Annotated in this window: 7 protein-coding genes; 6 read left to right on the forward strand and 1 reads right to left on the reverse strand. The window is 30.2% G+C overall.

Annotated elements, in window-relative coordinates; translation table 11 throughout:
- The first annotated feature begins 23 nt into the window (after positions 1–23).
- The 6 genes from B3B03_RS15200 to dhaS all read left to right on the forward strand — a co-directional run bounded on the left by B3B03_RS15200 (position 24) and on the right by dhaS (position 11,048).
- Positions 24–1,250: a dicarboxylate/amino acid:cation symporter gene (locus B3B03_RS15200; RefSeq protein WP_346848564.1), complete on the forward strand. Its 1,227-nt coding sequence runs from the start codon at positions 24–26 to the stop codon at positions 1,248–1,250.
- A gap of 285 nt (positions 1,251–1,535) precedes the next feature.
- Positions 1,536–6,533: a CehA/McbA family metallohydrolase gene (locus tag B3B03_RS15205; RefSeq protein WP_346877761.1), complete on the forward strand. Its 4,998-nt coding sequence runs from the start codon at positions 1,536–1,538 to the stop codon at positions 6,531–6,533.
- A gap of 83 nt (positions 6,534–6,616) precedes the next feature.
- On the forward strand, positions 6,617–7,771 hold the full coding sequence (locus tag B3B03_RS15210; RefSeq protein ID WP_346877762.1) for a YibE/F family protein: 1,155 nt from the start codon (positions 6,617–6,619) through the stop codon (positions 7,769–7,771).
- A gap of 379 nt (positions 7,772–8,150) precedes the next feature.
- Positions 8,151–9,341: a pentapeptide repeat-containing protein gene (locus tag B3B03_RS15215; protein WP_346848567.1), complete on the forward strand. Its 1,191-nt coding sequence runs from the start codon at positions 8,151–8,153 to the stop codon at positions 9,339–9,341.
- A gap of 186 nt (positions 9,342–9,527) precedes the next feature.
- Complete coding sequence (locus B3B03_RS15220) at positions 9,528–10,289, forward strand: 4Fe-4S dicluster domain-containing protein (protein ID WP_346848568.1); 762 nt, start codon at positions 9,528–9,530, stop codon at positions 10,287–10,289.
- Between the two features lie 192 nt (positions 10,290–10,481).
- Positions 10,482–11,048, forward strand: coding sequence for a dihydroxyacetone kinase transcriptional activator DhaS (gene dhaS / locus B3B03_RS15225; RefSeq protein WP_035133092.1), 567 nt, complete (start codon positions 10,482–10,484; stop codon positions 11,046–11,048).
- A gap of 92 nt (positions 11,049–11,140) precedes the next feature.
- Here dhaS and B3B03_RS15230 read toward each other — a convergent pair whose 3' ends face one another.
- Positions 11,141–12,583, reverse strand: a complete 1,443-nt coding sequence (locus tag B3B03_RS15230; protein ID WP_346877763.1) for a WG repeat-containing protein — start codon at positions 12,581–12,583, stop codon at positions 11,141–11,143.
- Between the last annotated feature and the right edge of the window lie 28 nt (positions 12,584–12,611).

Genomic DNA, 12,611 nt, shown 5'->3' on the forward strand with positions numbered 1-12,611 from the left:
ATTTTATTTAAGGAGGAGGAAAAATGGAGATTTTAAAAAATTATAAGTCCTCGATATTTTTAATAATTTCAGTTATTATAGGTGGAGTTATAGGGTTGATCATGGGAGAAAGGGCAAGTATTTTTGCACCACTGGGAACAATATTTCTAAATTTAATATTTACAATACTGATACCATTAGTATTCTTTAGTATTTCATCGGCTATTGCTAATATGGATAGCTCAAAAAAATTAGGAAAGATACTTGGAATTACAATAGTAGTATTTGTATGTACGGCTATTATATCAGGAATAATAGGGGTAACTAGTTTCAAAGTTTTTAATCCTGCACAGGGACTAAATTCGTCTATGTTTACAGAGTTAATGAATAGTGCTCAAGTTGTACCTAGGGAGCAAGTAGGATTTTTAGAAAAAATAGTTTCTAGTATTACTGTAGGGGATTTTTCACAGTTGTTATCTAGAAGTAATTTATTGGCACTTATAATATTTTCTATGCTTATAGGTTTTGGAACTATGTTAGCAAAAGAAGAAGGAAAGGAGTTTTCTAATTTTTTAAGTAGTGGCGCTATAGTAGTAAATAAGGTGATAAATATAATAATGTATTATGCTCCAATAGGATTAGCAGCATATTTTGCCAACGTAGTTGGTCAATTAGGAAGTCAAATATTAAGTGGATATGCAAAGGTATTTGTACTGTATTTGATAGTATCTATAGTATATTTTATTATATTCTTTACTCTCTATGCCTATATAGCAGGGGGTAAAGAAGGTATAAAAGCTTTCTGGAGAAATTCCACAGGACCATCAGTGACAGCATTAGCTACATGTTCTAGTGCAGCCTGTATTCCAGTAAATATTCAGGCAGCTAAAAATATGGGAGTATCTAGTTCCTTAGCTAATATAGTTATGCCTTTAGGTGTAAATATCCATAAGGATGGTTCAGTGATAGGTGGAATATATAAGATAATGTTTTTATTTGCGATATTCGGAAGAGACATTAATAGCTTGGGAACTTTAACTATTATTTTCATGGTGGGATTACTAGTAGGAGCTGTTGTTGGTGCTATACCAGTAGGTGGTTCCATTGGCGAGATGCTAATATTAAGTATATTTGGATTTCCTCCAGAAGCTTTAGCAATAATGTTAGTTATTGCAACTATAATTGATGCGCCCGCAACCTTATTAAATTCTGCAGGTAACACGGTTTGTACCATGGTAATATCTAAATTTACAGAAAAGAAAAGGATTTAAAATAAAATTTATAATAAAAGTACAGATATAAATTTTGCATATAGAAATAAGGCTATCTCAACTGACTGAAATAGCCTTATTTTTATTCAATCTTATTGATAATATTTTATTAATTAGATTATTTAATTACAAATTTTACTGATTAGTTGATAAAAAATATTTATAAATTCAAAAAAATAGTTAATTTATAGAATAATATAAGATTAAATGTTTTATTACAATAATTTAAATAATATCCATATAATGTTATAATTATTTATAAAATATTGTAAGGGGGGCAGTTAATTGGGAAAGAAAAAAAATAAACTTTTAAGCCTAATTAGTGCATTATTATTCTTAGTAACTTATATTGTTATGCCAAGTATAAGTGTTTATGCAGTAGAAAGAGCTATTAATAATAATGAAGATACAACAATACTCCTTTCAGAAGGTTTTACAGGAGCTAGAAAGAATGTAAAACCAGAAGGAGAAGGATGGACAATTACAAGAAATGGGGAAAAAGCTACTGTACTAGATGGATATGACACAAATGGGAATTATGGTAAAATAAAACCTTCACTAGGATTTGGACGATTGAGTGGAAGTAGTACTGAAACTTTAGAAACACCAGTATTCAATTTACCTTCAACAGGAACTTTGAGTTTTTGGTATAAGGGGCAAGTTGGAAATGGTCCGATAACTTCAACTTTAAAATTAGAAGTTAAAGTTAATGATGTGTGGCAAGAGATAAAAGGACCAGATATTACAGTTACGAGTGAAAGTACCTTTTCAGTTTCTTTAGAAAAGGGAGTTACAGCTATAAGATTTACTTTCAATAAAGCATCAGGTAACTTAGCTATAGATGATATAGAAATTTCTTGTATTGGAGGAGGAACTACAGATCCAGGAGAACCACCAATAGATCCGCCAACTTCAGAGGTCATAACTATATCATCTGCTAGAGATTTAACTAATGGGGTTGAAGCTGTAGTTAGGGGAATAGTTTCCTTTAATGATAGAAATAAAACCCTTCATATTCAAGATGCTACAGGTGCAATTGCAATATCAAATAACTCCACTAAGATAGATTTAAGTGCTGCAGTTAATGGAGCCTTAGTTGAAGTTAAAGGTACCAGAGATACCTTTAAAGGATTAGCTCAACTTCAGGCTAGCGATATTAAGGTTATATCTAATAGTGGTATGCCAACTGCAGAAATTTATACTATAAAAGAGTTATTAACAGGAAAGCATGACTCAAAATATGTGGAAATAACTAATGCAGTTATAGATGTTGCAGCTAAGACCTTAACTCAAGGAGAAGATAAGTTAGACATATACTATGTACCTTCTGATATAAATGTAGTTACTGGTGACTTAGTTAATGTTAAAGGAACTATGGGGAAATACAACACAACTGTACAAATATATGGTTCATCTTGTACATTTACAAAGGTAGAAGCTCCTGACACTGAAGGGCCTATAATAAAACATGAACCAATTCTTAAAGCATCAATAGAGGAAGATCTCAAAATAACAGCTTCTATTGAAGATAATAAAGAAGTTAAAAGTGCAATGTTAAACTATAGAGTTAAGGGAGAAGAAGTCTTTAAGGCTATAAATATGACTAAAGATGAACAAGGAAATTACATGGCATTAATATCTAAAGAAGAACTGAAATTGATGGGTATAGAATATTATCTTGTGGCTGAGGATGGAACTAATATTACAAGAATTCCACAAGAAGGAGTATTTAATGTAGAAGTAACTAATGAAGATATAGTTGGACCAGAAATATATGATTTAGTGCCAGACAGTGGTGTAGGTATTGGAGATGTAGCAAGACCTGAAATAAAGGCTTCAATAAAAGATAGGACAGGAGTAGATAAAAATTCTATTAAAATATTCTTTGATGGTGAAGATGTAACTTCAAAAGCTACAATAACTTCAACATCTATTCTATACAAACCAACTACTGATTTAGACGATGGAAGTCACAGAGTAAAGATTGAAGCTAAAGATACTTTGGGGAATTATTCAAGTAAAGAATGGACTTTCAAAAAAGGTAAGTTAAGTCACTACTTCGGGCAACTTCATTCACATACTAATATTTCAGATGGAACAGGTTCTTTAGATGAAGCTTATTCTTGGGCTAAGAATCATGGAGCTGACTATTATGCAGTAACAGATCACTCAAATTGGTTTGATAATGATACAGCAGCTTCCTTAGCAGACGGTTCAGCTAGCAAAGCTTGGACAAATGCTCAGTTTACAGCGGATAAATATGATAAAGAAGATGATTTTACAGCTATATATGGATATGAAATGACTTGGTCAGGTTCTACTGGAGGGTGGGGTCATATAAATACATTTAATACACCAGGATTTGAAACCAGATCAAATAAGGCCATGGATTTACAAAACTATTACAATACATTGCAAACACAACCACAGTCAATTTCTCAATTAAATCATCCAGGTAAGACTTTTGGGGATTTTGCAGACTTTGGTTATTATAGTGAGGCTACAGACAAGGTTGTAAACTTAGTGGAAGTTGGTAATGGTGAGGGGCCAATAAGAGGTTCAGGTTATTTTCCAAGTTATGAATATTATACAAGAGCTCTTGATAAAGGATGGCATGTTGCACCAACTAATAACCAAGATAATCATAAGGGCAAGTGGTTTACAGCTAATAATGCAAGAACAGTAATTATAGCCACAGATAACTCTAGAGGAGATATATATGATTCTATAAGAAATTTAAATGTATATGCTTCAGAAGATGAGAATATGATTGTTGATTACACAGTAAATGGTAGTCTAATGGGAAGTTCCTTAGGTGAAGTAGATAAACTAAATTTTAAAGTTAATATAACTGATGATGAGACTATAAAGAAAGTATCAGTTATTTCTAATGGTGGAGTTGAGGTTGTATCTAAAGAATTTAATTCTAAAAATGTAGACTGGCAGTTTGAATTGTCTCCAGAATATACCTACTACTATTTAAAGATAGTGCAGGGTGATCAGGATATAGCTGTTACAGCACCAGTATGGGTTGGTGATAGTAGTAACTTTGGTTTAACTACAGTTACTGTAGACAATGAAATAACTTTACCTAATGAAAAGGTTCAAGTTTCTGTAGGAGTTTACAATAATGAAGCTAAGGCTTTAAAAGATGCTAAGGTGGAGTTCTTTGCAAATGAAATTAAAACAGAAAATAAAGTAGGTGAAAAAGTTATTCCTTTAGTGGAAGGAACTAAAACCGAAAATGTTCAAATAGATTGGATACCTACTAAACAAGGTGAATATACAATTTATGCTAAAGCAACAATAAATCATGAAGGCAGTGAAAAAGTATTTACTAATAGTGTAAAGGTCAAAGTTAGAAATCCAGAAAACACTTATAGAGTTGTAATAGATGGTGCTCACGTAAATCAATATGTAAGTGGAAATTATGCAGGAAAATATACAGCACTTAAGAATTTGTTACAACAGAGAAATACAATACTTTCTTTAAATAAAGAGACAATAACTGCAGATACTCTCAAGGGAGTAGATTTATTTATTCTTACAAACCCACAGAGTATTGATAAGTCAGAATATAACTTAACTAAGAGTAAGTTAGAGACAAGTGAGATAAAGGCTATTGCTGATTATGTAAAGGCTGGAGGAAATATAATAATAACTACTATTGCTGACTATAAGGATGGTGAAGGTGAATATAGCAATGATAGGCAGCTTAATCCATTACTTGAAGCTATAGGAACAGAACTTAGAATAAATGATGACCAAGTTATTGATAATACTACTAATGGTGGTCAACCTTATAGATTATACTTTAATAAATACAGTTCACCATTATACAATTTAGTATCTGGTATCGAAGATGGAAAAGAGCAATATAGCTTCTATAGTGGAGCTTCAGTTGTCCTTGCAGATGGAGCAAAGGGAGAGAAGGTAGATTTCTTAGTAAAGGGTTATGAAACTACAACTACTAGCGATGCGGATAATGCTAAAGATAACGTACCAGTAGCACAAGGAAAGGTATCAGTTATTGGAGCAGAAGAGCTAAGTAATGGTGGTAAGGTAGTAGTAGCTGGTAATACATTTTTCTCAGATTTTGAAACAGATGGGCAAAATGCAATATCTTACTCAAATATTAAAATAGTAAAAAATATTATGGGTTGGATGATGCCAGAGAAGATAGCTGAAAAAGTAAATATCAAAGATGTTAGAATAGATGCAAATAAGGACAATGTACCTGATTTACTAGGAGAAGAGTTTACTATAGAAGGTATAGTAACTTCTCAGTCAGAGGCAGTAACTCCTAAAAATTCCTTCTTTGAAGTAGTGTATATAGAAGATGAAACAGGCGGTATCTGTATATTTGGTGTATCTAAAACTCCATTAAGGGTTGGACAAAAAATTAGAGTTACAGGTACAGTAGATGCATATCAGGGTGAATTTGAAATTCAAGTTAAGGATGAAGATACTCAAATTCAAATTATTGATGAAAACCCAGTTGATATATCTCCAGTAAAGCTTTCTACAGGAAATAGTATGATAGCTGAGAATGGTGGTAAGCTTATTCAGGTGCAAGGTAAGGTAGTTAGAATGGATAAATCTAATTTATATATTAACGATGGCACTGGAGAATCAAGGATATATGTAGAAGGATATATATGGGATGGAAAAGATGAGAGTACAAAGGGAATATGGGATAAAAATATTAAAGTTGGAGATACAGTATCAGCTATTGGACTTGGTTCAATGGATCCTGAAGGAGCAAGACTTAGAGTTAGAAATACTGGAGAAATAATATTAATTCCAAGTGAAGAAACCAATGAAAAACCAGTGATTAATGGAGCTGAAAATATAACAATAAAGGTTGGAGATAGCTTTGATCCTAAATCAGGGGTAATTGCTACTGATAAAGAGGATAGAGATATAACTTCAAAAATAGTAATTACAGGTTCAGTAGATACAAGTAAGGCTGGAGAGTATGTTTTAACCTATAGCATAACTGATAGCTTTGGAAATAATACTACTATGACAAGAAAGGTAACTGTAATAGATAAAGAAACACCAGGTAAAGATGATAACGAAAAACCAGAAAATCCAAGTAAGCCTAATAAACCAAACAAACCAAATAATTCAGGAAACAATAATTCAAACTTACCTCAAACAGGAGGAGATAGTTCTTCAATAGTACTAATAGTTATAGCTGTTTTAGTAATTGGAGGAGGAGTAACTCTATTATTTAAGAGAAAAAACAAAGGAGAGAATACAGAGCAGAGTAAAAAATAAAATTAGACATTGAATTTAGGGGCTGACTCAAAGTAAGTTTTAAGCAGCCCCTTACAATAAAATAGGTGAGAGGAGGGTTATTAATGAATATAAATAAATACAAGAAGGATATTATAACAATAACAGTAACCGTTATATTAGGAATATTAATTGTTTTTTCATCTAAACTAATATTTACTAATGGATTTTTGTTGGACAAGCTAAGTGCTGGCGTAGAATATTATGAAGCAGAAATAGTAAATGTACTTAAAGAAAATTTGCAAGATGATAAGTATATAGAGGAAATAGAACTAGGATATCAACAGGTATCAGTAAAAATATTAAATGGCCCTTATGTGGAAAATCAATATGAAATAACTAATAATGTAAGTAGACTATATAATACTGTAGTAAAAAAAGGTGACAAGGTAATAGTTGCCATGTACTTCATGGACAATAAGCTTAATGATGTGGCTATATCTAGCTTTAAGAGAAGCACTTCTTTATCTATTATGGTTATTTTATTTTTACTAGTAATATTATTGGTTGGAGGATTTAAAGGTTTAAAATCTATAGTAGCATTACTATTTACAATGATTTGCGTAATATTTTTGATGGTACCATTAATGCTAAGAGGTGTAAGTCCTATAATATCAGCTATAATAATAGCTATAATAAGTACATCAATTACCTTAGTGCTAGTATCAGGAACAAATAAGAAAACATTGTCAGCCATCTTAGGAACTTTAATAGGAGTTTTAATAGCAGGAATACTTGCCTACATATTTGGTGAAACCACAAATCTCTCAGGAATAAACATGTCAGAGGTAGAAAGTATAATGTATATAGCAGAAACGACTAATCTAAAAATAAAGGGTATATTTTTTGCAGGGATTCTTGTGTCTGCATTGGGAGCGGTTATGGATGTAGCTATGTCAATATCCTCATCTATATTTGAAATAAATTCCATAGATAAGACTATGAGTATAAAAGCGTTATTTAAAAGTGGTATGAATATTGGTAAAGATATAATAGGAACTATGGCTAATACTTTAATTTTAGCATTTGCAGGAGGAGCTATAAACATACTTATTTTATTATACTCTTCTAGTATGACAACTAATAGGTTACTGAATTTAGATATCCTTGGCACCGAACTGATTCAAGGGTTATCAGGAACTATAGGAATAATTCTAACTGTACCAGCAACAGCAATTATGGCAGCATATCTATGTAAGGCATCTTCAAAAAATAAGTAAGTCAGAATACTCGTCTATTTTGTGTTATACTGCGTCAACAGAACCCTTAGATAGTGCTACTATCTAAGGAACCTGTTTCCTTATCTAACTCAAAATATACTTCCCATCTTTGACTTATTATTTATTTTCAGGTGCCTAAGAAAAAAATAAAATTATAAAGAAATAGGATTTGAAACAAACTGTTTCAGCCTTGTAATTAAAGAGTAATAAAATTAACTCAGATAATTAAGGATGATACAGTTCTTTATTTTCCCTTTAAAAAGGTATAATGATGAAAAATAAAATAGCTATATAGCTACATGAGTAATTTTTATATAAAGGTATCATACTAAGTAGTATTAGTATAAAAAATAGTAGATATTAAAAGGAGAGGACTTTTATGCCTTATATAAACTTTAAAGAAGAAGTGTTTAAAGGAAAAGAAGAGCTATATAAAAGAATAGAAAATAATAAGAAACTATTTAGTGAAATAAAAAATAATAAGAACAAAATTAGCATCCAACAAGATGAAAAGTATAGTTTTAGAATCATTAAAGATAGAACTATAAATAATTCTAAAACTGAAAATGAGGGGGATTTTTTAGAGATTACTGATAAAAGTATCGTATGTACTGAGTTTATAAAGTGTAAATTTTATAATATAAAATTTAAAAATTGCACATTTGTGGCCTGTAGGTTCATAGAATGTGACTTTGGGGGTGGAGGAGTAATTTTTGAGAACTGTACTATGATTTTAGAAGAAATTAATAATGTACCATCACTAAATAAAAAGGATAATCTATCTTGTAGTTTTGAAAAATGTAAATTATACTGTAAATTTTTAAGCTCTAATATCACTTATTTAATAATTGATGAATGTGAACTTAAAGATACATCTTTTGAACTTACAGATATGACTAGTGCTATAATTATAAATTCTTATATGAAAAGAATTAATTTAATGGATGTGGATTTATCAGGAGGGAAAATAATATCAACTTACATTGAGGATTTAGAATTTAATGATAAATTAAAAAGCAAACTAGATCCAAAAACTTTTTTTGATAAAATTCAACCAAAGAAAAAAACAAAGACAGAGTATGAAGGAATATATACTGTATATGAAACTATTGCTGATAAATATAATGAAAATAATTTGAAGAATAACTTTGGAGAATACTATTATCTTTGTAAGAATATGCAAAGAAAAAGTTTGAAAAAGCTATTACCCAAAACAATATCTTATATTTATTGGTTTACATGTGGATATGGAGAACGAATATTATATCCATTAATAAGCTCTTTAGTTTTAATATTAATTTTTGCAACTATGTATTTGATCTTGGGATATAACTCACAAAATCAAATAATTAGCTACTGGTGGAGTATAGGATTACCAAAAAACTTTAATGAATTTCTAAGTCAAGTAAATCAATGTATAAATATAAGTGTTGAGGTATTTACAGGACTAGGATCTGATAATGAAACGCCAATACCGGCTTCTTTTATAGTAGCTAATACTGAGATGATAGTTGGAGTAATTATGATGGGGGTTGGAATAGGTACCTTAACAAGAAAATTAGTAAGATAAATAAAAATTTAGTTGCGTAACAAAAGTTACAGACCTATTATAGAAATCTAGTTATAATTAAGCTATATTAAATATAGTTTAATTTAAATTTGGTGTTAAAATTAAACAAAAGATAAGTGTGATAAAAAATATAATTTTGAAAAATATGATAAATTAGATTAAATAATAGGTTTAGGAGGATTTGTTATGAAGAGAAAAATAATTAAGATCCATGAGGAAAAGTGTAATGGCTGCGGATTATGTGTTACGGCTTGTCATGAAAAAGCTATAGAATTAGTCGATGGAAAGGCAAAACTTGTTAGCGATATATATTGTGATGGATTAGGAGATTGCTTACCCAATTGTCCTACAGCAGCTATAGAGATTATAGAAAGAGAAGCGGATGAATATGATGATGATGCAGTAAAGGCAAGAATTTTAGAATTAGATAATAAGTCTAAAGAGATTAAAGATATAAATATTGGTGGGGAAGAAAAGTTGCCATGTGGATGTCCTGGAACAATGGCTAAAACTATTGAAAGAAAACCAATAATCACTATGGAAACTATGCCTAAAAAAAGAGAGAATACTACTGAAAACAACTCTGAGCTTATGCAATGGCCAGTGCAATTGAACTTAATAAATACTAGTGCGCCATATCTAAAGGATGCTAACTTATTAGTAGCAGCAGATTGTACAGCTTATGCTTACGGAAATTTCCATAGAGACTTTATGAAGGATAAAGTTACAGTAATAGGATGTCCAAAACTTGATGACAATGAACATTATAAGAATAAATTAACTGAAATACTTAAGAAGAACAATATAAAGAGTATAACTGTAGTTAGAATGGAAGTGCCATGCTGCTCAGGAATAGTAGCTTCAGTTAAAAGTGCCATGCTTCAAGCACAAATAATAGTTCCTTACAAAGAAGTAACCATTGGAACTAATGGTGATATAATAGAGTGATAATTGAATATATTTTAAGTGTGGAGCTATCTATAAATCTGTTAACTTAATAGATTTATAGATAGCTTTTATTATTGCATAAATATTTATAAATTTTAAAGAGGGGTAATAGAAAATTAATGGATTAAAAAGATAATATAATGTATAGTAAATGTAAAGATGAAAAAATCCATAGGGAGGAAATAAGTACCTATGTCAAATTCAATAATAACAAAAAAAGCATTAGCTAAATCTTTGAAGGAATTAATGAATTCTATACCGTTAAATAAGATATCTGTTAAAGAGATAGTTAATAACTGTGGATTAAATAGACAAACATTTTACTATCATTTTCAAGATATATACAATCTACTGGAATGGATTTATGAAACAGAAGCCGTAGAAAGCATATCACAATACAGAAGTTATAACACCTGGACTGACGGATTTCAAAAGATTTTCAACTATATAGAAAGCAATAGAAGATTTTGCATGAATACTTTAAATTCTTTAGGAAAGAATCACCTAGATTCATATCTTTACACAGTTACTTATGATTTAATTATTGGAGTAGTTAATGAAGTTTCTCAGAATATGAGAGCTACAGAAGACAATAAAAAGTTTATTGCAAATTTTTATACTTTAGCATTTACAGGTTTGGTAATTCAGTGGATGAATGGTGGAATGAAGGAAGATTCTCATAAGATTATTGAAAAGTTAAGTGAATTAGTAGAGGGTAACTTTATGAGAGCTTTAGAGAGATATGAAAAGGATGCATAATAAATATATCCATCATGCATCCTTTAAAACTTATATATTCTTTAAAGTATTAGTGTAATTATAAAATATTTCATATAACTATGATTTAAAAGTTACTTTAGTTTATTACCATCTTCATCAATGTAAAACCACTGATTATCTAATTTTACAGATATGGGGGCTATATCCCCGAAGGAAGGAGTGATTTCATCATATATGATATCTGTAAACTTATTAGAGGATTTATTATAAAGCCCCCATTTATTATCTTTACTTACTAAAAAGATATTTTCAGTGTAGGGGTCAATAATATTATATTCGCATTTTAAAATTTCTTTTTGGGTTTTATCTATAAGCCCCCATTTACCATTTAGGCATACTTGAAATATATTTCTAGATGAATCAATATTATAAACCTCATCATAAATAGGAGGAACTACCTCAATTCCATTAGAAGCTAAGATACCACATTTGCTTGACTTATAAATGGTAGCAAAGCCATCATAGAATGGATAAATTTCAGTATAGTCTGTGTTAAGTATAATTTCACCTTGTTTATTTATAAATACATTCTTACGGTTACCATCTTCATCTACATAGCTAGCAGCAAACATATTATCTCCTGAACCTAATTCTATGTATTCAAACTTAGGTTCAAAGAGCAATTCTCCTTTAGTATTCATAAGAGCAACCTTGTTATCTAAGGAAGCTACCAAAATATCACTTTCCCAAAAGGAGTTTATATAATCATATTTAAATGGAATTACAACATCACCATTCTTGTCTATACATCCAGTCTTACCATCAAGATATACTGTAGCTAGTCCATTAATAAATGAATCAGCCCCATCGTAAATAGGTTTAATTATCATTTTATCTTTAGTATTTATATAACCAAACTTTCCATCTATATCTACAGGAGCTAAATCATCATTGAAGCTTAAGTAATAAGAATATTTAGGTTCTACTATAGTTTTACTTTCTAGATTTACAAAACCAAATTTTCCGTTACTTTCAAGATGAACTATAGAATTGTTAGGCATTATGGCAGTATACTTGGGCTCTACCTTTAAATTAGTATTTAAAACTATAAAGCCTTGGTAATTGTTTTCTGTTATAATGGCTATATTTTCCTCTCCACAATTATATATTGAAATTGGGGTTTCAGATACGAAATCAACTACTATATTGTTTTTAAAGTCTATACAACCATACTTACTGTTCTTTTTAACAGAAATGAGAGTATCAGATACAATAGTAGCTTCTTCATAATCAAAAGGAATTATCACATTATTTTTTTTATCAATAGCACCCCAAAATCCATATTTTTTTACAGGGGCTATATTGTTATAAAATGAATGTGTTTCGTCATAGGTTGGAGTTATAACTAGATTTTCTTCTGTATCAATAAATCCCCAAAGACCTCTAAGTTTAACTGCTGCTAGGCCATCAGTGAAAGAGGAGGCTTCTTCATATTTATTATTGTTATTACAACCACTTAGAACAACACAGAAAATTAATAATACTATTAATAGAATTTTGTTTAAAATCTTCATATGTCCTCCTTTTAAAATATTATTTACT

It is taken from the genome of Clostridium sp. UBA5712, from assembly GCF_002419845.1.
GTDB classification, from domain to species: Bacteria; Bacillota; Clostridia; order Clostridiales; family Clostridiaceae; genus Clostridium_J; species Clostridium_J sulfidigenes.

What these genes read in the sequence shown, in the direction of transcription:
- B3B03_RS15230 (WP_346877763.1), bottom strand. Translation starts at nt 12,583, where the DNA reads ATGAAGATTTTAAACAAAATTCTATTAATAGTATTATTAATTTTCTGT.
- B3B03_RS15215 (WP_346848567.1), top strand. Translation starts at nt 8,151, where the DNA reads ATGCCTTATATAAACTTTAAAGAAGAAGTGTTTAAAGGAAAAGAAGAG.
- B3B03_RS15200 (WP_346848564.1), top strand. Translation starts at nt 24, where the DNA reads ATGGAGATTTTAAAAAATTATAAGTCCTCGATATTTTTAATAATTTCA.
- B3B03_RS15210 (WP_346877762.1), top strand. Translation starts at nt 6,617, where the DNA reads ATGAATATAAATAAATACAAGAAGGATATTATAACAATAACAGTAACC.
- B3B03_RS15220 (WP_346848568.1), top strand. Translation starts at nt 9,528, where the DNA reads ATGAAGAGAAAAATAATTAAGATCCATGAGGAAAAGTGTAATGGCTGC.
- dhaS (WP_035133092.1), top strand. Translation starts at nt 10,482, where the DNA reads ATGTCAAATTCAATAATAACAAAAAAAGCATTAGCTAAATCTTTGAAG.